The organism is Flavobacterium gillisiae (assembly GCF_900107635.1).
GTDB classification, from domain to species: domain Bacteria; phylum Bacteroidota; class Bacteroidia; order Flavobacteriales; family Flavobacteriaceae; genus Flavobacterium; species Flavobacterium gillisiae.
The window spans coordinates 195,869-220,766 of the sequence record NZ_FNRD01000007.1; the positions used below are offsets into that span (position 1 = coordinate 195,869).

The following is a 24,898-nucleotide window of genomic DNA, read 5'->3' on the forward strand; positions in this document are numbered from 1 at the left end:
TTAAATCTTCATAATAAAACACACCATAAATGATAACCACTCTATCGATAAAAAACTATGCTTTAATAGAAAAATTAAGTATTGATTTTTCAAAAGGATTTTCAATTATTACGGGAGAAACTGGTGCTGGTAAATCAATTATATTAGGAGCTTTAGGACTGGTTTTGGGAAAAAGAGCCGATTTGACTTCCTTAAAGAATAAGGAAGAAAAATGTATTATTGAAGCCCATTTTGAAATATCAAAATACAATTTGTCTCCTTTTTTCGAAAGTAATGAATTGGATTATGAAGATGATACAATTGTAAGACGTGAAATTCTTCCTTCTGGAAAATCTAGGGCTTTTATCAATGATAGTCCAGTAAATTTGCAAGTATTGCAAGAGTTGAGTTTGTTTTTGATAGACATTCATTCGCAACAGCAAACAAGAGAATTGTCTGATGAGAATGTTCAGTTTGATATTATTGATGCTATTGCTGACAATTCAGAGAATATCCAACAGTATCAGTCTCTTCTTAAAAGTTATAAAGCCGATAAAACCAAGTTAAATGCACTTATAAAAAAACAAGGAGAATCGCTAAAAGAGCAGGAGTACCATACTTTTTTATTAAATGAATTAGTTGAAGGAAATTTAAAATCTGGAGAACAAGAGGTTCTTGAAGATGAGTTTGAAAAGTTAAATAATGTAGAGATTATAAAAGAATCACTTGATAAATCTTTGGCTGTTGCCAATGAAGAGCAAATTGGAGTGTTGTATAATTTAAAAGAGATTAAAGTTTCTTTGCAAAAAATAGCTTCTTTCTCTACAGATTATAATTTACTCTTAGAAAGAATTTCAAGCGTAGCAATTGAGTTTGATGATATTTCAGATGAACTGAGTCGGTGTTCAGATAAATTAGTGAACGATCCAGTGCAGTTGGATTTTATTGGGCAGAAGTTACAGCTTATTTATAATTTACAAAAGAAGCATCAGGTTTCTACTATTGATGAGTTGTTGGAAATTCAAACTGAATTGGAAAATTCAGTTTTTGAATTGGGGAATTTAGAAGCAGAAATAGAAAAACTTACGACAGCCATTCAAGAAAAAGCAGAGTTGTTAAATAGTCAGGCAACAACTATTCATGATAAGCGACTAGAAGCAATTCCTGTTTTATCTCAAAAATTGATTGTTATTTTGGATACTTTAGGAATGCCTAACGTTCGGTTTGATATTCAAGTAAAACAATCAGAAACCTATTATAGTAACGGAAAAGATGAAATTCAATTTTTATTTTCGGCCAATAAAGGAACTGATTTTGGGATATTGAAAAAAGTGGCTTCTGGTGGTGAAATGTCCAGAATAATGCTTGCTGTAAAAGCGATATTGGCGCAATATTCTAAACTACCTACATTGATTTTTGATGAAATTGATACCGGTGTTTCTGGAGAAATTGCTATTAAAATGGGTGAGATAATGAAAGAAATGAGTAAGACCATGCAAATTTTTGCCATTACTCATTTACCGCAAATTGCAGCTAAAGGGAATGCACATTTCAAGGTTTCAAAATCAACGGTCGGAGAGGACACGCAGTCTGAATTGAAACTGTTGACTGTGGAGGAACGCATCATTGAAATTGCTCAAATGTTATCTGGAGCAGTAGTTTCAGATTCGGCTCTAAATCACGCGAAAGCCTTGCTGAACTAGTTTTTTGGGTTATATTTGTTCTGTTTAGTAAAGAAAATAATAATTTTAGAAATAAATTGAAATAGTAAATCAACGATTAAACGATATAAAAATGATTATAGAACCAAGAATGAGAGGATTTATTTGTTTGACAGCCCACCCAGATGGATGCGAACAAAACATAAAAAATCAAATTGAATATGTGAAATCAAAAGGTGCTATCAATGGTGCTAAAAAAGTATTAGTAATTGGTGCTTCGACAGGTTTTGGATTAGCTTCAAGAATTTCTAGTGCTTTTGGATCAGATGCAGCAACTATTGGTGTGTTTTTTGAAAAACCACCTACAGCCGGGAGAACAGCTTCTCCAGGTTGGTATAACTCTGCAGCTTTCGAAAAAGAAGCGCATAAAGCAGGTTTGTATGCAAAAAGTATTAACGGAGATGCTTTTTCGAATGAAGTTAAAAAACAAACATTAGACCTTATAAAAGCTGATTTAGGACAAGTAGATTTAATTATCTATAGCTTGGCTTCTCCAGTTCGTATGCATCCTACTACAGGTGTTTTACATCGTTCTGTATTGAAACCGATAGGTGGTACTTTTACCAATAAAACAGTAGATTTTCACTCAGGAAAAGTTTCAGAGATTTCAATTGAACCATCTAGTGGTGATGATATTGAAAATACGGTTGCTGTAATGGGAGGTGAAGATTGGAAAATGTGGATTGATGCCTTAAAAGCTGAAAATTTATTAGCTCCAGGAGCAACAACTGTTGCTTATTCTTACATAGGGCCATCATTAACTGAAGCGGTTTATAGAAAAGGAACAATTGGTCGTGCTAAAGATGATTTAGAAGCGACTGCATTTACTATTACTGATAGCTTGTCTGACATTGATGGAAAAGCTTATGTTTCTGTAAACAAAGCCTTAGTAACACAAGCAAGCTCAGCGATACCGGTTATTCCTTTGTATATTTCTTTATTGTATAAAATAATGAAAGAAGAAGGTATTCATGAAGGTTGTATTGAACAAATTCAACGTTTGTATGCTGATAGATTGTTCTCAGGAAAAGAAATACCTACAGATGAAAAAGGAAGAATTCGTGTGGACGATTGGGAAATGCGTCCTGATGTTCAAGCAAAAATAGCCAAATTATGGCAAGAAGCTACTACTGAAAATTTAGCTGAACTAGGGGATTTAGAAGGATACAGAAGTGACTTTCATAACCTTTTCGGATTTGGATTCGATGGTGTAGATTATAAGGCAGAAGCAAACGAAATGGTTGGTGTTGAGAGTATTGCATAATACGATTTAACAACAGTTAATTTTTATAAAACACTTTAATTTCATATTGGTTTATCCTTTAGAAATTAAGGTGTTTTTTCATTTTTAACCAAACACTTTAAATAGTAATTAGCATGTATAACTTATTAAAAGGAAAAAGAGGAATCATTTTCGGTGCTTTGGATGAAAATTCTATAGCTTGGAAAACAGCGGAAAGAGTTCATGAAGAAGGAGGTGTTTTTGTTCTTTCGAATTCTCCTGCTTCAATACGTATGGGTTCTATTATGCAACTTGCTCAAAAAACTGATTCGAAAGTCATAGCTGCAGATGCTACATCGGTGGCTGATTTAGAGAATTTAGTGGATCAGGCAATGGAAATTATTGGAGGTAAAATAGATTTTGTTTTACACTCTATTGGAATGTCTGTCAATGTTAGAAAAGGAAATCATTATACGAATCAAAATTACGAGTATACAGAAAAAGCGTGGAATGTATCTGCTGTTTCTTTTCACAAAGTAATGCAAGTATTGTATAAAAAAGACGCTATGAATGAATGGGGAAGCATTGTCGCCTTGTCTTATATGGCAGCGCAACGTGTTTTTCCGGATTACAATGATATGGCCGACAATAAAGCGTACTTGGAATCGATTGCACGTAGTTTTGGGTATTTCTTCGGAAGGGATAAAAAAGTGCGAGTAAATACTATTTCCCAATCACCAACTGCAACGAAGGCAGGTCAAGGAGTGAAAGGATTTGATGGTTTTATTGCGTTTGCTGATAAAATGGCGCCTCTAGGAAATGCAAGTGCTTTAGATTGTGCTAATTATACAGTTTCTATGTTTTCAGATTTAACAAAAATGGTCACGCTTCAAAACCTTTTGCACGATGGAGGATTCTCTAATATGGGAGTGAGTCAGCAAGTAATGGAAATGTTTGAATAACGTGAAAAGGTCTACTTAAATTTTATACAAAACCATCAATTAGTAGTTGATGGTTTTTTTATTGAGATAGTATATCTTTGTTAAAAATTCGCCTTAATTGTATAATTAATTCCCCTTCAAGAATATGTTTTTTTCTTTAATTATTCCCGTTTACAATAGACCAGAAGAAGTTGATGAACTATTAGAAAGTTTATCAAAATCAAATTATAATAAAGATTTTGAAGTTGTAATTATAGAGGATGGTTCTTCTGTAAAATGCGAAGATATAGTTCGGAAATACGAGAGTAAATTAACTATTTCCTATTATTACAAAGATAATTCTGGTCCTGGAGATTCTAGAAATTATGGAATGAAAAAAGCTAAAGGTGATTATTTTATCATTTTTGATTCTGATTGTATTATTCCGGCGGAATATCTTACTGAGGTAGATAAAGCTTTAAAACAAAATTACGTGGATTGCTTTGGTGGTCCTGATCGCGCTCTTGATAGCTTTTCAGATATACAAAAGGCAATCAATTTTGCAATGACTTCTTTTCTGACTACCGGTGGAATAAGAGGAGGGTCGGAAAAAATAGATAAATTTCAACCAAGAAGTTTTAATATGGGATTATCCAGAAAAGGGTTTGAAGCCTCTAATGGCTTTGGAAACATCCATCCTGGTGAAGATCCGGACTTGTCAATCCGATTATGGAATTTAGGTTTTGAAACCAAACTCTTTCTAAATGCGTATGTATATCATAAGAGGAGGATTGATTGGGATAAGTTTTCTATTCAAGTAAATAAATTTGGTAAAGCAAGACCAATACTTAACAGTTGGTATCCTAAATACAATAAACTTACGTTCTTTTTTCCCTCTGTTTTTATTGTTGGATTTGCGGTTGCAGTAGTATCGTTGATTTTCAATTTTGACTTATTACTTAAGTTGTATTTTGTTTATTTTTTGGTATTGTTTTTGGTCTCAACGTATCAAAATAAAAGTATTAAAATTGGGTACTTATCGGTGGTAGCTGTTTGGAAGCAGTTTTATGGTTACGGAATTGGTTTTATAGAATCATTTATAAAAATCATTATTCTGAAAAAGAAGCCGCAAAATGCTTTTCCTGAATTATTTTTTAAAGTATAATTATGACCAAAATTATAGGATTAACGGGTGGTATAGGTAGCGGGAAAACTACGATTGCAAATCATTTTCAATCTTCAGGGATTCCTGTTTATATAGCAGATGACGAAGCAAGGAAAATAATGCAAACGGCCGAAGTTATAAATGCGATTAAAGAAGCATTTGGAGAGACACTTTTTGAAGGAGTAGTTCTTAAAAGAGATAAGCTAGCTGAAATAGTGTTTAACGATCCAGAAAAACTGCAGCAACTCAATGAAATTGTTCACCCTGCGGTTAAGCGACATTTTAAACAATGGCTTGTGGACCATAAAGGGTTTCCAATTGTAATTTACGAAGCTGCTATTTTATTCGAAAGTGGCAATTATAAAAATTTCGATTTAATAATAACGGTCACTGCTCCACTAGAATCAAGAATTCAAAGGGTAATTGAACGAGATAACACAACACGAGAACAGGTTTTGGGAAGAATAAATTCACAATGGACTGATGAACAGCGTGTTTCGAAAAGTGATTTTGTCATTGAAAACATCGATATCGAAATTGCTAGAAGAAAAACAGATGAAATTCTTAAAATTTTGAAGATTAAACAAAACGAGTGTTAGATGTTAATGTTTGGTTAATATATTATCATTCATACTGTTAAAATGTTAATTTTGTTCCGATGAATAAACTATTTTTTAGATTACTGGTTTTGTTGATGAGCTTATCCTTAATAGGAATTATTTTAGTTCAGGTATATTGGTTTAATAGCTCATTTAAAAACAATGACGAGCAATTTAAATTTCATGTAAAACAGGTTATCGGTAATGTTGCTGATAAACTTCAAAAACAAGAAGCATATAGTTTTTATGATAAATACAATCGTATAAAAGATAGTACTGGTAAAACGCCAAAAAAAGAAGATTTAACGGAGTTTTATTACGTACAGAGAAATACAAAGACAAATAAAACTATTGTGTATTCTAATAGTATTATTTCTGAAGATTACGATATTTCATCATCATTATTTAATAAGAAATTCAATAATGATAAATTTAAGAATTTCAGCTCAAAACGAGTTACCGAGGTATATAATAGCAAGGGAGTTGATAAATCAGATTTGCAACAGAATTTACTTCCTGATGTTACCATTGAAAAATCGGGTAATCTTGATGTATTAGACAAAGTGCAATTTGAGATCTCTTATAAAGATATTGCGGCAGCAATGCCTTTAGAAGAAAGAGTTTCAAAAGAAACACTGAAAAAATTAATAAAAAAGGAATTAGAAGAATACGGTGTAATTACAAAATTTGAATTCGGAATTTACAGTAATGGTATTGCCACAAACGTAAAGTCACCTGATTTTAAATATGATAAAGAACTGACTTATTCTATACCAGTTTATACTGATAATGAGGGAAATGAAAAATACAAGTTATTAGTTAGTTTTCCGCACAAGAAGAAGTTCTTGTTGTCTGAGTTGATTAGTATAACGGTATTGTCGATTATTTTTACGTTAATTATTATTGTGGCCTATACAAGTGCATTAAACCAATTGATACGCCAACGTCAAATTTCTGAAATTAAAACAGATTTCATAAATAATATGACACATGAGTTTAAAACACCTATTGCCACTATAAATCTGGCTTTGGATGCAATTAAAAACCCAAAGATAATTGATGACAAGGAAAAAGTTTTCAAGTATTTGCAAATGATTCGGGATGAGAATAAACGAATGCATGCCCAAGTCGAAAACGTGTTACGAATTTCTAAGCTTGAGAAAAAAGAGCTTGATATAGAGAAAGAATCGAGTAATGTTGAAGAAGTAATTGTTGACGCAATCGAACATGTTAACTTAATTCTAGAAGATAGAGAAGGACAAATCACTACTCATTTTGAAGCTTCGAGAACTACAGTTTTGATGAATGATGTACATTTTACAAATGTGATTGTAAATGTTCTTGAAAATGCGATTAAATATTCTCCTGATGTACCAGATATTGATGTGTATACAGAAAATATTAAAGATATGATCCTTATTAAAGTACAGGATAAAGGTTTAGGAATGAGTAAAGTGGCTCAAAAAAGAGTTTTTGAAAAGTTCTATAGAGAACACACTGGAAATATACATAATGTAAAAGGTCATGGTTTAGGTTTAGCCTACGTTAAAAGGATTGTAGAAGATCACAACGGTCAGGTATATGTTGAAAGTGAGAAGGGTAAAGGGAGTACCTTCATAATAAAATTACCCCTAATAAATTAAAATACCTCAAATAATATATAATATGGAAAATATTAATAAAAAAATACTTTTAGTAGAAGACGACCTTAATTTTGGTGCGGTACTTAAAGATTATTTAATGTTAAACGACTTTGATGTCACTCTTGCCAAAAATGGTATGGAAGGATTTGAAAAGTTCAAGAAAGATACTTATGATTTATGTATTCTGGATGTGATGATGCCTTATAAAGATGGGTATACATTAGCGAAAGAAATAAGAGAGAAAAATAGTGAAGTGCCTATTATTTTCCTTACTGCAAAATCGATGAAAGAAGATGTTTTAAAAGGATACAAAGCGGGAGCTGATGATTATTTGAACAAGCCTTTTGATTCAGAAGTGTTATTGATGAAAATCAAAGCGATCATTCAAAGAAAATCGTCTGATACAAAAACAGAACAAGTTCAACATGAATTCAATATTGGAAAATTCCACCTTAATTCTAAATTGAGATTCTTAACGTTTAACAACGAAGAACCTATTAAATTATCTCCAAAAGAAAATGAATTATTAAAAATGTTGATTCTTCATGAAAATGATTTGATGCCAAGAGAATTGGCCTTGACAAAAATATGGAGAGATGATAACTATTTTACCTCTCGTAGTATGGATGTGTACATCGCTAAACTAAGAAAGTATCTTAAGTTAGATGAAGATGTTGAAATCCTGAACATTCACGGTGAAGGTTTTAGATTAGTTGTCAAAAACAAAGTAGAAAAATAAAATAGAGAAGGCTTCGAGAAATCGGAGCCTTTTTTTTTGGAGCTTTTTCCAGCTATCCGCTACAATCTTTTTGCTATCCCGAAGTGTCGGGATGAGCATAAAAGGATTTCCACTTCTATCTGGGCTAAGGATTTGTAGAAATAACATGTTTTTATTTCCAATTCAATTGTAATGCAAAGCAGGTTTTATCTTCTTTTGTTATACTAAATGTAGTAGATTCTTCAGAGAGGTTTTCATGAATTATAACGGTATCATTTAAGGATAGTTCTTTCATGAAATTCATTTCAAAACTATTCAGTTTTTGATTTAGAATCAATTTTTCGTCCACATGATCTAAGCACCATTCTAGGTATTTTACGTTGTTTACGTGATTGACAATATCCAAATCAGACAAGTAGACCACTTTTTCAAAAACAACTTCCTTCTCTGGGTTAACCGCTATTTTAGAAAAACCTTCTTGTGTAGGTTTTCTCTCCGGATACAGTTCGAAATGCTCATAAGGTAATGCCAATCCTTCCGGACGTCGTTTTTTAGTATTAAATACAGCCCAAAAGGTTTCTGAACCAACGATTTTAATGCCGTTTACATGCATTTCTAACGCACGTACTGAACGGGAATTTTCAAGGGTGTTGATCCATGTTTTTACTGTTACGACATCTCTCCATTTGGGTAATGCGCTAATTTCAACACGCATTCTGCTTAACACCCAAGCTTGATCGAATTCCTGCATGTCTGAAAAACTAATGCCGCCCATATCTGAATGTGCCGCAGCGGTTAATTGCAGTATATTACATAAGTCGGTGTATTTTAAATAGCCATTAGGCATACATTGCGTGAAATTGATTTCCCAATCCTTACTTAAAACAGAGGTAAAGTCTTTTGATATAGGCATTTTGAATTTATTATTTAATAATTATTATGCTGTTAATTTATTTTTAACCCAATGTGTATTTGCAACATTTTTGAATGATCATAAAATGAGACAAATTCTGGAGCTGTTTTGATATTATATTTTGTTTGAACATATCCCAGTCCAATAAAAGCTGTGATTGTTTCATCTATTTTATAATCGGTATTAAATCCAATTCGGAAATCTGTTCCAGTTTGACTTCCAAAACTTCTTTCTGCTGATTTGAAGTTGATTTTTGCAGTTCCTAGACCGATATAAGGTTCTATAATAAAATGTTTTGAAACTTTATATTCGTAAGCTGTTGCTCCATAAAAAGAGCTGTATCTAGAGCTATTGATGTTTCCTGCTCTACTGATATCTGTTATTGAATAATAAATATAATTATATCCTGCACCGAGTTTAAATTTATCAAATTTTAAGAAATTAAAGTGCAATCCCATTCCTAAATCAGATTTATTTGCTTTTGATAAGTAGTTGTCTCCAAAGTTATTTGGAACTATTACGCTGAGTCTAAGCTGGGGGTCAAATTGTATTGTTTTTTTGCTTTTTTTATCTTGGCAAAAGGACAATTGAATACATAATAAAATTAAAAGAATACTATATCTCATGTCTAATAGGCTAATGTATAGATTACTGGATCATTCCCGATTAAGATGTTTAATACAAAATCATTAGTAGTCACATTTACGGGACTCGAATAGTCTGTAATTGTATATTTTATAACTACGGTTTGGTTTTTCACTACGTTAAATGAAGTTTCTAAAAAATAACTAGCATCATTAATAGCGTTCAAATTAATGTAATTATTAGGTTGCAAACCTTCAATTAAAATTTTTGTTAATTGCTTATTATTGGAAGTACTGTTTGTGATTAATCGAAGAGATGTTATATCTTCATTTTTATACAATGTGATTCTATTTAAATCTAACTTATAATTGTTGAAATTTTCCTTCCTGGCTAATATTTGTTTATTTTGAAATTCGTTTCCATCGTTATTAATAGAAATTGAAATAGTATTATCAGATTTTGGAGAAGGAAATACGAAAGTAAAGTCCCCGTTTTTATCAGATTTTCCAAAACTTATCAAGTCGCTTGAACTGTAAGTTCCATCTCCGTTTACTTCAATTTCAATATTTTTATTGGATATTGGTTTTCCGGTTTTGTCAATTAATTTTCCTGTCAAAATAATTTTGGTTTCTCCATCATATTGAATTTCACAAGCACTAATGATGAGTATCAAAATAATTAAAAGTAGCTTTTTCATGCTATATATATAAAGAGTTTATTTTTTTAGTGATGAACTAATATACGAAATCACTTTTTCATATGGTGTCTCAAAATCAAACCATTTTGTGTTTTCATCTCTTTTAAACCAGGTTAGTTGGCGCTTAGCAAATCGTCGAGTGTTTTTCTTGATTTCTTCGATAGCAAATTCCAAGCTGAAATCTCCATCAAAGTAGTTAAACAATTCTCTGTAACCTACGGTTTGTAGTGCATTCAACTCTTTGTTTTTATATAGGCTTTTGGCTTCTACCAATAAACCTTCTGCCATCATAATATCGACGCGTTGGTTAATTCGCTTGTACATTACGTTTCTTTCTGCTTCAAGACCGATGAGAATAGGAGTGAAGCTGCGTTCATTCTTTTTCTGATTTAGAAAGGAGGAATAAGGTTGTCCTGCTCCAATGCATACTTCTACAAAACGCATCATGCGTTGCGGATTTTGCAGGGTTTGCGGATTCTCTTTTGTTATTGTTTCAAAATATTCCAAATCAAGCGCTTTTAATTGCTCTTGTAAATAGACAATACCTAGTTTTTCATATTGTTTATTAACGGCTTCACGTACTAAAGGATCTATTTCTGGGAAGCTATCAAATCCTTTTAAAACAGCATTTACATATAAACCAGAACCACCTACGAGTATCGCGTAATCGTTTGTCAAAAATAATTCATCGATTTTTTTAATCGCATCTTTCTCAAAATCACCAACGGTATAGTTCTCAAATATGGATTTATTCTGGATAAAATGATGCGGAGCGGAGGCTAATTCAGTTGTTGAAGGAACAGCTGTGCCAATTGTCATTTCCTTGAAAAATTGACGGCTGTCACAGGAAATAATTTCGCATTGAAAATGATTAGCCAAAATAATACTTAAGGCTGTTTTTCCTATGGCTGTTGGCCCGACAATGGTGATGAGATGTTTCATATTTATTTTTAGCCCAGATAGCAACGTAAACCCCGGATGACTGCAAGTTAGTATTTCTTGACGTAAAAGAGCGCCTTTAGAAGCTCCTTTTATGTCTTAGAAATACAACTTGCAGGAGGAGGAGTTGTAGTGCATAGCTGGAAATAGCTTTATAGATTATTTAGTGTTAAAGGTATGCCCGCAATTAGGGCAATAATTAGCATTCTCCGGATAATTTTCGGTAGCACATCCTATACATGGATTCTTTGGAATTGAAACTTTATCGTGCATTGTTTTTGCCATTTCGGCAGTTACAATACCAGTAGGTACTGCAATGATTCCGTATCCCAAAATCATAACAAAAGACGCGATAAACTGTCCTAGTGGTGTCTCAGGTGAAATGTCTCCATAACCAACGGTAGTCAATGTTACAATTGTCCAATAAATACTAGCCGGAATGCTGGTGAAACCACTTTCTTCACCTTCTACGAGATACATAATGGAGCCAATAATTATGGTGCTGATAAGGACAAAGTAAATAAAAACTATGATTTTCCCCTTACTCGCTTTAATGGCTTGGTTTAACTGTAGGGATTGCTTTGTGAACTGTGGATGGTTCAATATTTTGAATAATCGTAATAACCGCAGGGAACGAACAACTGCCAGAATACTGGTTCCCATAAAGAAAATCGACAAATACATGGGCAAAATAGCAAGTAAATCAATAATGCCGTAGAAACTAGTCATGTATTTCCAAGGCTTGTTAATGGAAATAATTCTAAATATATATTCGATGGTAAATAAACCAGTGATAATCCACTCGAGAAACACAAGATAAGAATGGTATTTCAAGTTAAATTCAGTAACAGTTTCCATCATTACTAAAAAAACACTCAATAAAATAAGACCAAGAAGAATTAAATCGAATAGTCGACCCGCTTTTGTGCTAGTTCCATGGATTACGATATTTGCTTTTTGTCTAAAACGCTCGTATTTTGATTTTAATTCAGGCATAAGCAGTAATGATATTTATGAAGTTATCTTAGAAATTTATGATTTTGAATCCTTTATTTTTTCTAATATGTCCCTGAATTATATTACGGGTGTCACGGTTATTTTGCATCGGAATAATGATGTTTTTAAGGATTTCGATCTTCGTGATTTGATAATTCAAATCATAAAAAGTATAGCCTTTGTAAACCCCATTTTCAACTAACACGGCACTACGTTCATTGATCGTTCTTCCTTTTTCAACGATTACCATGCTCTTGTTTTCAAAGGAGCTTTGCGCGATAAAATCAGCTACTCTTTCGTTATACTCGACGGCAGGAATACTGCCTATGCAAGCGCCATCGCATTCATTAATAGTTTGTTGGTAACAACATGTTTTAGAAGTATATAAACCAGTTAATTTCTGACATAACTTGAAGTCGGATGTTATTAAGGATAAGGCATGTTTACCTTCTTGTATATTGACATAAGAAAGGATTTCTTTCTTTCTACCATCGGCTTTTTCAAGCTTTAAGTTTAAGTATCCGTTAGTATCTTTCTCAGAATAGATAGACCACGAATAATTGCTCTTTCTTGACATCCTGTTGTAAATAGGTCTGTTAATTTTTATTTCTTCTGTTTCCTTTAGAAGAGCTATTAATTCACTGCCGGTTTCTTCAAAAGTTACCGTGAATACTTCTGCTTGAATTTTTTTGGCACTTCTTGTTATTCCGGTAAAATGCTGGTTTACTCTTTTTTTAATGTTTTTACTTCTTCCAATAAATATGATCTTACCCTCCTTGTTGTGAATGTAATAGACACCTGTTCTTGAAGGTACACTTTCAACGATTTCAAGTAAGTTAGGAGCAATTCCTTTTTGAACTGCTGCTTTAATTAGATCTGTGATAATAGTTTTTTCTAAATCCTTATCCAATAACATTTTGAATAACTTCACGGTTGCCATTGCATCCCCACTTGCACGATGTCTGTCGGCCATTGGAATTCCTAACGCTCTAACAAGCTTTCCTAAACTGTGTGAAAGTTGTTCTGGCATTAATTTTTTAGACAACTCAACTGTACAAAGTGTCTTTGTATTAAAATCGTAGCCAAGACGTCGAAATTCTGTTTGTAGAATTCGGTAGTCAAAATCAGCATTGTGGGCTACAAGTACGCAATCATTTGTCATTTCGATAATGCGCTTTGCTACTTCAAAAAACTTAGGAGCCGTTTGTAACATGGCATTATTGATACCAGTTAGTTTTACTACAAAAGGTTGAATTGGAATTTCAGGATTGACTAAACTAATGAATTGGTCAACGATTTCATGACCATCAAATTTGTAAATGGCGATTTCGGTAATTCCTTCTTCATTGAATTGTCCTCCTGTGGTTTCTATGTCTAGTATTGCGTACAAAATAAGTATTCAGTGTTCAGTTTTTAGTAATCAGTTTTTTAGTAGCTGTTTTGAAATGTGAAATTAAAAATCAATTTCTTCCTCCAAAGATACTACTTCCTATTCGAACCATTGTGCTTCCACATTCGATGGCCAGTTTATAGTCTCCTGACATTCCCATTGACAGCGTAGTCAGTTGGAAGCTGTCAGTTTGCTGTATTTGCAATTTATCAAAAATAGATTTCAAATGCATGAATTCTTTTTTAATTTGCTCCTTATTATCAGTAAAAGTTGCCATTCCCATTAATCCGGTAATTCGTATGTTTTTCATTTCTTGAAACTCGCTTGAAGCTAGGAGGGAATTTAGTTCTTCGTCGTCAAGGCCAAATTTCGTTTCCTCCTCAGCAATATGCATTTGTAATAAACAATCAATAACGCGGTTGTTTTTTAAAGCTTGCTTATTAATTTCTTTCAGTAACTTAAAACTGTCTACACCATGAATCAAGCTCACAAATGGCGTCATAAATTTGACCTTATTTGTCTGAACGTGACCAATCATATGCCACTGAATATCTTTTGGCATTTGCTCCCATTTAGACTCCATTTCCTGAATTTTGTTTTCACCAAAAATGCGTTGACCTGCATCATAAGCTTCCATCAAATCCGGAATAGGTTTAGTCTTGGAAACTGCAACTAGAGTTACTTGTTCTGGTAATGTATTTTTTATAGAAAGTAAATTTTCAGCTATTGACATTGTGTGTTTTTTAATTTATAGATTTTTTAATCGAACTTAAAGTTCATAGATGACTATTCCACTTCTAAACTTTGGTTCGATATAGGTACTTTTCGGAGGCATGATTAAATCAGCATCTGCCAAAGCTTTTATCTCATCAATGTTGGAAGGGAAAAGAATAAATCCAACTTCGAATTCTCCTTCATCTATGATTTTTTTTAATTCCAGAATAGATTGCTTTCCAGATACATATTCGATACGTTCATCATCGCGTAAATCCTTTATCGCCAAAAGCGGTAAAAGTACTGTTTCGTATAATATCTGTGTATCCAGACTTTCTAAAGCTGTTTTGAAAACATTTTTTTCCTTTTTTAATAGTAAACTATAGAATTCATTGTCAAGATACATCCCAAGTTGATGCTTCTCAGTAGGTTGAAAAGGTTGTTGCTTTAGATTTTCAATGATGAAATTTTTATCTAGTTCTTTGATAAAAGCTTCTTTTTCTAAGCCATTTAAATCTTTTACTAATCGGTTGAATTCGTAAACTTTAACGTTGTTTTCGGAAATTAAATAACTGAGTAAATAATCTTTAGCGGTATTCTCCGGGTTCTCATTTTCTTCCGACAATAATGCTGCAGCGGCTGAACGGTGGTGGCCATCAGCTATATAAAGCTTGTCTATTTTTTCAAAAATATTCTGAATCCAATTGATCTCTAATGCATCATCAATTTTCCACAAATAATTAACTTCTTTTTTAGTGCTGGAAAATTCAAAATCAGCTAATTTTTGGGTTCTGTTAAAGATCCAATTTTCTAACGTTTTATTATCGGGATAGGTCATTAAAACAGGTTCTGAATTGAACTCTGAAAATTTCATGTAATCTTTAAGTAGCTGTACTCTAAAAGCAATAGTTTCCTCGTGTTTTTTTATCCTATTGTTGTGATAGTCATCTATGCTTGTTCCAACAATAATCCCTGTAAACGAATGTTTATTAGTTATTATTTTATGAATGTAAATCGCTGGCTTTTTGTCTTTGACTAAAATTTTTTCTGTCTTGAAATCTTGGTATTTTTGATTTACTTGGCGGTATCTTTTTTCAAAGGATACTGTCTCCTGATTCGTATAAGCCGGTTTTAAAACATGCAAAAATGAAAGGGGATTGAAATCTAATTGTGCGGCTAATTCAGCAGTGACGTATTCTTCGTAAGAACGACAGCTTACAAGGCAAACTTTATCACGTGTAGGGCGTACCGCTTTAAAAGGAATTATTTTGGCCATTATTTATAGTGTTAAGTTGCAGTCGCAATATTCAGTAGAAACTGCGACCGCCATCTTTAACTTTATACGAATTGTTTAGAAATTCTCTCAGCTTTTTTGCTCTCTGAGTAATCATAGAATCCTTCTCCAGATTTTACTCCTAATTTTCCTGCGCGAACCATGTTCACTAATAGTGGGCAAGGAGCATATTTTGGGTTTTTAAAACCGTCATACATCACGTTTAGAATTGCTAAACATACATCAAGTCCAATAAAATCCGCTAATTGCAATGGTCCCATAGGATGCCCCATTCCAAGTTTCATAACAGTATCGATCTCATATACGCCAGCGACTTTATTGTATAGCGTTTCGATAGCCTCGTTAATCATTGGCATCAAAATTCTATTAGCGACAAAGCCAGGATAGTCGTTTACTTCAACTGGTGTTTTTCCTAATTTTTCTGATAAAGTCATTATCGTTTTAGTTACTTCATCACTGGTATTGTACCCACGAATGATTTCGACTAATTTCATGATAGGCACCGGATTCATAAAGTGCATCCCAATAACTCGTTCTGGATGTGAAACTACTGCCCCAATATGAGTAATAGAAATAGAAGATGTATTTGTGGCTAAAATGGTATCAGGAGAACAAGCCTCGTTTAATTGCTTGAAAATATTAAGTTTCAAATCTACATTTTCGGTTGCGGCTTCTACCACTAAATCAACGCCTACAACTCCATCTTTGATATCAGTATAGGTAATTATATTTGTGATTGTTTTTGCTTTATCTTCAGCGGTAATGACTCCTTTTGAAATCATTCTATCTAAATTGGCTGCAATTGTAGCCATTCCTTTATCTAAAGATTTTTCAGAAACATCTATTAATTTTACTGTAAAACCACTTTGCGCAAAGGTATGGGCTATTCCATTACCCATTGTTCCTGCTCCGATTACTGCTATTATTTTCATTTATTGTATATTTAATTCTAAAGTTTTCTCGTTTAACTTTTAAATTTTTATAATTGTTCTATTTCTTAAAACAATCGATAATTTGGTAGGCAACTCGTAATGCTTCCGTCGCTTGTTCCAAGGTCACAACAGGAGTCGAATTGGTATTTATCGCATCTGCAAATGTTTCCAATTCCTCAAGAATGGCATTGTTTTGTTCCACCTCAGGGTTTGAGAAATAAATTTGCTTTTTTACGCCTTCTGCATTTTGCAAAATCATATCAAAGTCACCAGGAGTTTCCGGTGCATCTTTCATTTTCACGACTTCGCATTTTTTCTCCAGAAAATCAACAGATATATAAGCGTCCTTTTGAAAGAAACGGGTTTTTCGCATGTTTTTCATCGAAATTCTGCTAGCAGTTAAGTTAGCAACACAGCCATTTTCAAATTCGATTCTGGCATTTGCAATATCTGGGGTATCACTGATTACAGAGACTCCACTGGCACTAATATTTTTAACTTTAGATTTTACTACACTTAAAATAACATCAATGTCATGTATCATCAAATCTAAAACTACAGGAACATCTGTACCGCGAGGATTGAATTCAGCCAATCGATGAGTTTCTATAAACATGGGCTTATCAATCATGTTTTTAGTTGCGATAAATGCAGGATTGAATCGTTCCACATGTCCCACTTGTCCCTTAACATTATATTCATTGGCCAAAGCAATAATTTCTTCCGCTTCTTCAATGGTATTCGAAATGGGTTTTTCTATAAAAACGTGTTTGCCTGATTTGATAGCAACCTTTGCACATTTATAATGAGAAAGGGTGGGGGTTACAATGTCTATTACATCTACCGCGTGAATAAGAGTAGCAATTGTACTAAAATGTTTGTATCCAAATTCCTTAGAAATTTTCTCTGCATTTTCTTGATTTGGATCATAGAATCCAACTAATTCATATTTTTCAGACTGTTGTAATAAACGTAAATGTATTTTTCCTAGGTGACCTGCGCCTAATACTCCAATTTTCAGCATAATGATGTTGTTTCCACAAAAATAGGAATTAAATGATTAATCCGTTAAGTATAAACGACAATTATTTGTGGATTTAAAAAATATAATTTGATAATTATAATTAGAATTTGTTTTCTATTTTTACCAAAATAAAATAATAAACTTTGAAAGATACAGCCAAACATCAAGGACTTCGGAATCAATTAGTAAGCGTTTTGCAGCAAAAAGGGATTACCGATGTAAATGTATTGGACGCGATAAAAAAGATACCACGACACCTATTTTTGAATTCTAGCTTTGAAAATTACGCCTACCAAGACAAGGCTTTCCCTATTGGCGCCGGTCAAACTATTTCACAACCTTATACTGTAGCTTTTCAGTCTCAATTGTTAGAATTAAAAAAAGAGCATAAAGTTTTAGAGATAGGAACGGGATCAGGTTATCAAACTGCTGTTTTATGTCTGATGGGCGCGAAGGTGTATAGTGTAGAACGACAAAATGAATTGTTCAAACAAACCTCCAGCTTGTTACCGAAACTAGGAATACGTCCAAAACATCTCTCTTTTGGCGATGGTTATAAAGGTTTGCCAAGTTATGCTCCGTTTGACAGTATTATTGTTACTGCGGGTGCACCATTTATTCCACAACCGCTAATGGCGCAATTAAAAATAGGAGGTAGGCTTGTAATTCCGTTAGGGGATAAAGTGCAAATTATGACTTTGTTGATTCGAGTAAATGAAACACAATTTGAGAAACATGAACTGGGAGAATGTAAATTTGTCCCTTTATTAGAAGATAAAAATTAAATAAATAACGATGGGCTTTAAGTCCATCGTTTTGGTTTAGCAGCCTTAAAGTTTGAGTCTAGTCCAATAAATTCTTAACAGAAATTCGCACAGATTAAACCTTGGTAATTATTTTAATCTGGTGGAAAAGTCTTTTTAAACCTCAAGGATCAAACTAAAAGACACAGTTTGAACTATTTTTATTGCTTAACAGTTCGTGTTAAATTTTCTAAGTTTTTCTTTTCAATTTGAGCAATAAACAGTACAAAACTATCTTTGTTTTCTTTTGTTATCGCTGTTTTAAGAGTTCGGTAGTATAAATTTCGATTGTCGCTGTTAGCCTTAATATTTGCTATAGGGTAACCATGTTGCAACAGAATATAATTCATAATCAGTCGAGAGACTTTTCCATTTCCATTAATAAAAGGATGGGTCGCGACCAGACGCTCTTTTACAGTGGCAGCCAATATTATGGGATGTACGCTATTTTTATTCTGTTCATACCAATTAAAAAGCGCTTCTATTTCTTGTGGAATAGCCGCTGGTTCACAAGGGCTAAAGCTTTTATCTTTTATTGTAATAGCTACAGAGCGATAGTGGCCGGCTTCTTTCGGTAGAATTCCCCTTAGAATGATCGTGTGTAAGGAAATAACGTCTGGTTCACCAAGAGGTGCATTGTTTTTAATCCTGTTTTGGATAAATTCAATTGCTTCCTGATGATTAATTGCCTCTAGATGTTCTCGCATACTTTTACCGGAAATTGTTTGACCTTCATTAATAACCAAATCGGTTTCTGCCAGCGTAAGTGTATTTCCTTCTATCCAATTGCTGCAAAAGGTATATTCTACCTCTAAAGCTTCTGTGATGGAATTAGCTTCAATTAGAGGGAAAGTTTTTAGTTTTGCTTTACAAAGATCTATTTCATCTAAAAGCTGCTGAAGGATTGTGGAAACTTTTTTAACGGACGGGCTACTATTAAATTTAATTTCTTGCTCTGCTGCTCGTAACGCTTTTAAAGCAAATTCATTTTGTCCAATTTCATGGATGATCTTCTCTTTCAGCCAAGAAACCATTATAGTTTCGAAATCAATTTCAAGAAGTGTAGCCAATTTTATGACTTGATCTTTGGTTGGTTTCCTGCTTCCGCTTTCGAATTTACTTATTAAGGCTTGATCGATTCCTAAAAGTTGAGCTACTTCTCTTGTTTTTAAGTTTTTTAATTCGCGGGCTTCTTTGAGTAGTGTTTTCATTTTCAAGTCAGGATTTAAGTAGTCTTGACAAATTTAGTCATCGTTTCATGTAATAAAAAAGGGAAATTGAATTCCCTTTTTTTATTAAAATTCTTTCTTGATTCGGGCTAAATCGCGTTTTGTATCTTGTTCTTTTAGAGATTCCCGTTTGTCATAGGTTTTTTTACCTCGACAAAGTCCGATCTCCAATTTGGCCAATCCTTTTTCGTTCGTAAATAACTTTAACGGTACTATGGTTAATCCTTTTGCCTGGACACTTCGTGCTAAACTTTTTAATTCTCTTTTGTTCAACAACAATTTTCGCTCGCTACGTGCCTTGTGATTGAATTGATTTCCAAAAGTATATTCTTCAATATAGGTGTTTATGGCAAAAAGCTCGGTACCGCTGAACTCGCAAAAGCTTTCAGTTATATTAGCTTTTCCTAAGCGGATTGATTTGATTTCAGTTCCCGCCAAAACAATACCCGCAGTAAATTTTTCGATTATTTCATAATCGTATCGGGCTCTTTTGTTTAGTATGTTGATTGATTTTAGCATAGAAGTACAAATGTAGGAACAAATCAATGAATCGTCACTATTTTTTATAAAATTGATTTAAATTTGCGATATGGAAAAGCAAAATTCAAAAGATCCGCTTCACGGAATAACACTAAAATCAATATTGGAAAAACTCGTGGATCATTACGGATTTGACACCTTGGGCGAATTGGTAAAAATTAAATGTTTCAATGATAATCCAAGCGTGAAATCAAGTCTTACTTTCTTAAGAAAGACAGATTGGGCAAGAAAACAAGTAGAAGAACTGTATATTCAATCGTTATCTAAATTGGATAAATAGAGCGTAGTTTAATCGATGCGATACGAGACCATAACTCCACCTCGATATGGTAACCATTCTCCGCTTTTATTCCAATTCTTAGCTGTTTCATAACGTTCACCCGTACTTAGATAATATCCATGGTAAAATCCTTGTTGATTTCCTCCACCTAAAAAGCAGTCCAACATAAAACGATCATTTATTTTTTTCTGATAGCCAATTGTTGCTCCTATAACATAGCCAAACCCCTTTTCATATTTATCAGTATTTAAATAGTTCCATTTTTGGAAATTAAATACAGTACCTCCTATATGAGCTCCTGCATAAAAGCCATTGTATTTTTCTTTAAAATGATAGCGGTATTCTGGAATAACGATATAGAATTGCTGAGGCTTACCATCGATTGATTTCCATGGAGAACCTAGGATATCCAATTGAAAAGTTGATTTTTTGCCAATACTGGTTTCTATCCCTACATTAGGAATAGTTAATAAAGTGGTTAATGCATTTACTTTTACGTAGGTTTGACTATGTAATTGTAATGAAAGCAAAACAACAAGTAAAAAAAGAAGTTTTTTCATGATATAAAGTTTACTGATCAACATAAAAGCGAAATTATTGTCAGTTTTAAATGCAAATATAAAATAATATGGTAAATATTTGTAATCCAAATAGGATAAAAAATTAAAATAGATTAGTGCTGTACTTTGTTTAATCTTGAATAAATAACAGTATCTAAAAAGCTTCCTTCATAAAATTCATTCTCTTTTAAATGCGCCTCTTTTATAAAGTTATTTTTCTCTAAAACTTTCGCTGAACCATGATTTTCTGGGGCTATAATAGCTTCAATCGAATGTAATTTCATTACCTCAAAACCATATTTAACAGCCTCTTTAATGGCTTCTGTAATAATACCTTGTCCACTGTGTTCTGGAAGCAGCATATATCCAATTTCGGCACGAAAATGTTCTGGTTTTATTCTGTAATGTCCAATAATTCCAATTAGTTTTGGATCATTTTTATAGGTAATCGCCCAATTAATACCTTCGCTACTTTCAATTTTAGCGTCAATCATTGCAATGTGTTCCAGAGCATCTTCAGTAGTTTTTAGCAATGGTCTTGGGATGTATTTCATCGTTTCGACATTAGAGCGTAATTCGAGAATGGACTCGACATCATTTTTATCTACGCGGCGTAAATACAATCGTTCGGTTTCTAGATTTGGAAAAGGAGTAAAGTTTATAGACAACATATTTTTATTCTGTTTAATGAATTAGAGGATTTCAATACTAAATTCTGCCTCAAAAATTTGATCTGCTTCTATTATTTGAATACCTTCTTTTTCCATAAGATTCCCAGTACTTTCAACTGAATCGGAATAACCAAACCAAGGTTCGATACAAAGAAACGGCGCATTCATTTTTGTCCATATTCCCAAATGAGGGAAACTTGGATAACGCACTCTGATTAATGGCGTTTTATTTTTTAAAATTGTTAAATATTTCGATTGTAATGATTTAAAGATTAAAGCATCGTTTTCGAATAATTCATACTTTAAAGGAACCAAACTATTAGGAGAGCTAAGCACTTTAGTCTCATTAGAAATTAAATCATTTTGCAATAAGTTATATTCTAAGGGTTCGTCTTTTTCGAATTGTAAACTATAATCCTCAAAATTTCCAGGCAAAGCGAAAGCAGGATGTGCTCCTATAGAAAAGGGCATTGGATTCTTACTTTTGTTTATGACTTTGTATCCAATAGATAGGCTGTTGTCGCTTAATGTATAATTGATTTGAAGTTCAAAATCAAATGGATATTTATTTTTGGTATCATCTGATGCTTGAATCGAAAAAGTAGCGGTATTTTCTGATTTATCAATCAGTTCAAAGAGCATATCTCTGGCAAAACCATGTCTTGATAAATGATATGTTGCGTCTTTATAATTAAATGTATTATTTTTTAATGTACCTACAATCGGAAATAAAACAGGGGAGTGCTTACCCCAAAAATCGGCGTTGCCTTCCCAAATATATTCGATGGAGCGATTGTTTTTCAGTGAACATAATTCTGCACCAAGGTGATTAATTTGTGCAGTTAAATTGGAGTTTGTTATTGTTGTTATCAAAATGAAAGTCTTATTTCGGATTAAATTTCTACTGGATGTAAATATATTTCTTAATTTTTATTTTAGATAATGAAAATCGACTTATTACATTTATTGTAAAATTTTCTTAATTTTTGATTAAAGCATTGAATTTAATATAGTGGTATGATTATTTTTTATTAATTTGCTTACAAATAGTGAAAAACATGAAAAACATTCGGTTCAAGGTCATTCTCCAAATGGCTCTGTTGTTAGGGATTTCATCCCTATCGGCACAAGAGGTTCCTGCAACTACAGCAAATGCCTCAAAATCTAATTACAACTACCATGATGCTTTTGCACCATTTTTTTATACAAAAAACGGTACATCAACACGTTCCGCTAGTGGTCAACCAGGCGCAGAATATTGGCAGAACAGAGCTGATTACGTTCTTACAGCAAAATTAAATGCACAAAATAATGAGATTATTGGTACAGATGTAATTACCTATACTAACAATAGTCCTGATGCGATGTCTTTTATATGGATGAATGTAGATCAAAATTTATTCAAAGCAGATTCTCGTGGAAATGCAGTTGTCCCTTTAACGGGTAGCCGCAATGGATCACAAGGGGAAGTTTTTGACGGAGGTCATAAAATCAAATCCGTGAAGATTGTTAGCACTACGAATGGAAAATCTACTGAAGTAGAAGCTAAATATGTAATTACCGATACTAGAATGCAAGTTTTCCTTCCGCAAGAGCTAAAAGCAAAAGGCGGTTCTATAAAAGTTAAAATCGATTTCTCTTATATTTCTCCAATGGAAGGTTCAGACCGTACTGGAGTTTTGGAAACTAAAAACGGAAAAATTTTTACAATCGCGCAGTGGTATCCACGTATGTGTGTGTATGATGACGTAAGAGGTTGGAACACAAATCCATATTTAGGAGCGTCGGAATTTTATTTGGAATATGGAGACTTTGATATTAATATTACTGCTCCTGCTAATCATATTGTTGTTTCTTCAGGGGAGTTAGTAAATCCTACTGCCGTTTATAGCGCTGTCGAGCAAAGTAGATTGGCTCAAGCCAAACAAAGCGATAAAACTGTTTTCATTCGTACAGAAGAAGAAGTGGCTGCTTTAGCAAATAGTACCTCTACGGCTACTAAAACATGGCATTATAAATTGAAAAATGCCAGAGATTTATCTTGGGCTTCTTCAGCGGCATTTATTTTAGATGGTGCTAAAATCAATTTACCAAGCGGTAAAAAATCTTTGGCCTTATCAGCTTATCCAGTTGAAAGTGCAGGAAATGATGCTTGGGGACGTTCAACAGAATTTACGAAGGCTTCGATCGAAAATTATTCTAAAAGATGGTTTGAGTATTCTTATCCAGCAGCGACAAATGTTGCGGGTAATGAAGGCGGAATGGAATATCCAGGAATTGTGTTTTGTGGATGGGAATCTAAAGGAGAAGATTTATGGGGAGTTACGGATCATGAGTTTGGTCATAACTGGTTTCCAATGATTGTAGGTTCAAACGAACGTCTATTCGCTTGGATGGATGAAGGATTCAATACTTTCATTAATTCATTAGCTTCAGTAGATTTCAATAATGGAGAATATAAATCAGAACCAATGGATTTACACCGCAGAGCAGAAGTTCTAACAGGTGTAGATTTAGAAACGATTATGAGTTCGCCTGATAATATGAAAGAAGCTAATATCGGTATTTTAGCTTATTATAAGCCAAGTTCAGGATTAGTTATTTTACGTGAACAAGTTTTAGGAGCAGAACGTTTTGATTTGGCTTTTAGAACATATGTAGAACGTTGGGCTTTTAAACACCCTACGCCGGATGATTTCTTCAGAACAATGGAGAATGTTGCAGGTGAAGACTTAAGTTGGTTCTGGAGAGGTTGGTTTCAATACAACTGGCGTTTTGACCAAGGTATAAATGCAATAAAATATGTAAAAAATGATCCAAAGCAAGGGGTTGTAATTACTGTTGAGAATTTCGAAAAAATGCCAATGCCTATTATTTTGGACATAAAAGCAAAAAGTGGAAAAGTAGAAAGAGTAAAATTGCCAGTTGAAATTTGGCAAAGAAATACATCATGGTCATTCAAGCATGATTCTACAGAGGAAATTGAAAGTATCACTTTAGATCCAGATCATGTTTTTCCAGATAGTAATGAAGCGAATAATGTTTGGACTGCAGGAAAAGGGGTTCTCGAAAAAGATGTGATTTTAGATGGGTATTTAGGAACTTATTCGAATACAAAATCACCAATGAAAATTACTTTTTCAGAAAAGAACAGTGTTCTTAATGCTGAGATTACGGACTACCCTAAGTTTTCAGTGGAACCAATAGGGAAGGACTTATTTGAATCTAAAAGAGCGGGACTAAAATTCCAATTTAATGAGAGTCAAACTGGTTTTGATATGATTATTGGTGAAACTCAAAAAATACCGTTTACAAAAGATAAATAATCTATTTTACAAAGTATAGTAAACCAAAACACCAGCAA

General features: G+C 33.2%; 25 protein-coding genes. 10 read left to right on the forward strand and 15 right to left on the reverse strand.

All coding sequences use genetic code 11. The features are described 5' to 3' along the window. The first annotated feature begins 29 nt into the window (after positions 1-29). The 7 genes from recN to BLV35_RS11375 all read left to right on the forward strand — a co-directional run bounded on the left by recN (position 30) and on the right by BLV35_RS11375 (position 7,988). Positions 30-1,682 carry a DNA repair protein RecN gene (gene recN, locus BLV35_RS11345; protein ID WP_091089842.1) on the forward strand — a complete coding sequence of 551 codons (1,653 nt, stop codon included), beginning with the start codon at positions 30-32 and terminating at the stop codon, positions 1,680-1,682. 91 nt (positions 1,683-1,773) lie between these two features. Next, the gene (gene fabV, locus BLV35_RS11350; protein ID WP_091089846.1) at positions 1,774-2,964 is read left to right on the forward strand and encodes an enoyl-ACP reductase FabV; all 1,191 of its coding nucleotides are present in this window, start codon (positions 1,774-1,776) and stop codon (positions 2,962-2,964) included. A 113-nt stretch (positions 2,965-3,077) separates the two neighbouring features. Beyond that, positions 3,078-3,884 carry an enoyl-ACP reductase FabI gene (locus BLV35_RS11355; protein WP_091089850.1) on the forward strand — a complete coding sequence of 269 codons (807 nt, stop codon included), beginning with the start codon at positions 3,078-3,080 and terminating at the stop codon, positions 3,882-3,884. A 124-nt stretch (positions 3,885-4,008) separates the two neighbouring features. Then, a complete protein-coding gene (locus BLV35_RS11360) occupies positions 4,009-5,007 on the forward strand; it encodes a glycosyltransferase family 2 protein (protein ID WP_091089853.1) in 999 nt (332 codons plus the stop codon). A 2-nt stretch (positions 5,008-5,009) separates the two neighbouring features. Then, positions 5,010-5,606, forward strand: coding sequence for a dephospho-CoA kinase (coaE, locus tag BLV35_RS11365; protein ID WP_091089856.1), 597 nt, complete (start codon positions 5,010-5,012; stop codon positions 5,604-5,606). Between the two features lie 59 nt (positions 5,607-5,665). After that, on the forward strand, positions 5,666-7,249 hold the full coding sequence (locus BLV35_RS11370) for a sensor histidine kinase (protein WP_091089859.1): 1,584 nt from the start codon (positions 5,666-5,668) through the stop codon (positions 7,247-7,249). 22 nt (positions 7,250-7,271) lie between these two features. Continuing rightward, complete coding sequence (locus BLV35_RS11375; protein WP_091089862.1) at positions 7,272-7,988, forward strand: response regulator transcription factor; 717 nt, start codon at positions 7,272-7,274, stop codon at positions 7,986-7,988. Between the two features lie 151 nt (positions 7,989-8,139). Here BLV35_RS11375 and BLV35_RS11380 read toward each other — a convergent pair whose 3' ends face one another. From BLV35_RS11380 to BLV35_RS11425, 10 genes are all read right to left on the reverse strand, one after another. Then, the gene (locus BLV35_RS11380; protein WP_091089866.1) at positions 8,140-8,880 is read right to left on the reverse strand and encodes an acyl-[acyl-carrier-protein] thioesterase; all 741 of its coding nucleotides are present in this window, start codon (positions 8,878-8,880) and stop codon (positions 8,140-8,142) included. Between the two features lie 32 nt (positions 8,881-8,912). After that, positions 8,913-9,506 (reverse strand): autotransporter domain-containing protein, encoded by a 594-nt coding sequence (locus BLV35_RS11385; protein WP_143031854.1) that lies wholly within the window; start codon positions 9,504-9,506, stop codon positions 8,913-8,915. A 2-nt stretch (positions 9,507-9,508) separates the two neighbouring features. Beyond that, the gene (locus BLV35_RS11390; RefSeq protein WP_091089873.1) at positions 9,509-10,162 is read right to left on the reverse strand and encodes a peptidase associated/transthyretin-like domain-containing protein; all 654 of its coding nucleotides are present in this window, start codon (positions 10,160-10,162) and stop codon (positions 9,509-9,511) included. Positions 10,163-10,180: 18 nt separating this feature from the next. Further along, positions 10,181-11,104 carry a tRNA (adenosine(37)-N6)-dimethylallyltransferase MiaA gene (miaA, locus tag BLV35_RS11395; protein WP_091089876.1) on the reverse strand — a complete coding sequence of 308 codons (924 nt, stop codon included), beginning with the start codon at positions 11,102-11,104 and terminating at the stop codon, positions 10,181-10,183. 156 nt (positions 11,105-11,260) lie between these two features. Then, positions 11,261-12,097 (reverse strand): ion transporter, encoded by an 837-nt coding sequence (locus BLV35_RS11400; protein WP_091089879.1) that lies wholly within the window; start codon positions 12,095-12,097, stop codon positions 11,261-11,263. A 28-nt stretch (positions 12,098-12,125) separates the two neighbouring features. Next, the gene (locus BLV35_RS11405) at positions 12,126-13,487 is read right to left on the reverse strand and encodes an exonuclease domain-containing protein (RefSeq protein ID WP_091089882.1); all 1,362 of its coding nucleotides are present in this window, start codon (positions 13,485-13,487) and stop codon (positions 12,126-12,128) included. A 70-nt stretch (positions 13,488-13,557) separates the two neighbouring features. After that, complete coding sequence (locus BLV35_RS11410; protein ID WP_091089885.1) at positions 13,558-14,220, reverse strand: YggS family pyridoxal phosphate-dependent enzyme; 663 nt, start codon at positions 14,218-14,220, stop codon at positions 13,558-13,560. A 36-nt stretch (positions 14,221-14,256) separates the two neighbouring features. Then, positions 14,257-15,477, reverse strand: coding sequence for a DUF1015 domain-containing protein (locus tag BLV35_RS11415; RefSeq protein WP_091089888.1), 1,221 nt, complete (start codon positions 15,475-15,477; stop codon positions 14,257-14,259). Positions 15,478-15,539: 62 nt separating this feature from the next. Beyond that, positions 15,540-16,427: a 3-hydroxyacyl-CoA dehydrogenase family protein gene (locus BLV35_RS11420; protein WP_091089892.1), complete on the reverse strand. Its 888-nt coding sequence runs from the start codon at positions 16,425-16,427 to the stop codon at positions 15,540-15,542. A gap of 58 nt (positions 16,428-16,485) precedes the next feature. After that, positions 16,486-17,451, reverse strand: a complete 966-nt coding sequence (locus BLV35_RS11425; RefSeq protein WP_091089896.1) for a Gfo/Idh/MocA family protein — start codon at positions 17,449-17,451, stop codon at positions 16,486-16,488. Between the two features lie 143 nt (positions 17,452-17,594). On the opposite strand from BLV35_RS11425, the gene BLV35_RS11430 reads away from it, so the two are divergent. Then, the gene (locus BLV35_RS11430; protein ID WP_091089899.1) at positions 17,595-18,236 is read left to right on the forward strand and encodes a protein-L-isoaspartate(D-aspartate) O-methyltransferase; all 642 of its coding nucleotides are present in this window, start codon (positions 17,595-17,597) and stop codon (positions 18,234-18,236) included. 179 nt (positions 18,237-18,415) lie between these two features. Here the strand turns inward: BLV35_RS11430 and BLV35_RS11435 are convergent, their stop codons facing one another. Both BLV35_RS11435 and smpB read right to left on the reverse strand, forming a co-directional pair. Continuing rightward, positions 18,416-19,465 (reverse strand): Fic family protein, encoded by a 1,050-nt coding sequence (locus BLV35_RS11435; protein ID WP_091089902.1) that lies wholly within the window; start codon positions 19,463-19,465, stop codon positions 18,416-18,418. An 84-nt stretch (positions 19,466-19,549) separates the two neighbouring features. Beyond that, positions 19,550-20,002, reverse strand: a complete 453-nt coding sequence (gene smpB, locus BLV35_RS11440) for an SsrA-binding protein SmpB (RefSeq protein WP_091089906.1) — start codon at positions 20,000-20,002, stop codon at positions 19,550-19,552. Between the two features lie 70 nt (positions 20,003-20,072). On the opposite strand from smpB, the gene BLV35_RS11445 reads away from it, so the two are divergent. Beyond that, complete coding sequence (locus tag BLV35_RS11445; protein WP_091089914.1) at positions 20,073-20,303, forward strand: VF530 family protein; 231 nt, start codon at positions 20,073-20,075, stop codon at positions 20,301-20,303. A gap of 8 nt (positions 20,304-20,311) precedes the next feature. Here the strand turns inward: BLV35_RS11445 and BLV35_RS11450 are convergent, their stop codons facing one another. The 3 genes from BLV35_RS11450 to BLV35_RS11460 all read right to left on the reverse strand — a co-directional run bounded on the left by BLV35_RS11450 (position 20,312) and on the right by BLV35_RS11460 (position 22,407). Further along, positions 20,312-20,863, reverse strand: a complete 552-nt coding sequence (locus BLV35_RS11450; RefSeq protein WP_176980607.1) for a DUF3575 domain-containing protein — start codon at positions 20,861-20,863, stop codon at positions 20,312-20,314. A 113-nt stretch (positions 20,864-20,976) separates the two neighbouring features. Further along, positions 20,977-21,534, reverse strand: coding sequence for a GNAT family N-acetyltransferase (locus BLV35_RS11455; RefSeq protein ID WP_091089921.1), 558 nt, complete (start codon positions 21,532-21,534; stop codon positions 20,977-20,979). 21 nt (positions 21,535-21,555) lie between these two features. Then, positions 21,556-22,407 (reverse strand): aldose 1-epimerase family protein, encoded by an 852-nt coding sequence (locus BLV35_RS11460; protein WP_091089924.1) that lies wholly within the window; start codon positions 22,405-22,407, stop codon positions 21,556-21,558. 185 nt (positions 22,408-22,592) lie between these two features. On the opposite strand from BLV35_RS11460, the gene BLV35_RS11465 reads away from it, so the two are divergent. Continuing rightward, positions 22,593-24,860, forward strand: a complete 2,268-nt coding sequence (locus BLV35_RS11465; protein WP_091089926.1) for a M1 family metallopeptidase — start codon at positions 22,593-22,595, stop codon at positions 24,858-24,860. The last annotated feature ends 38 nt before the right edge of the window (positions 24,861-24,898 follow it).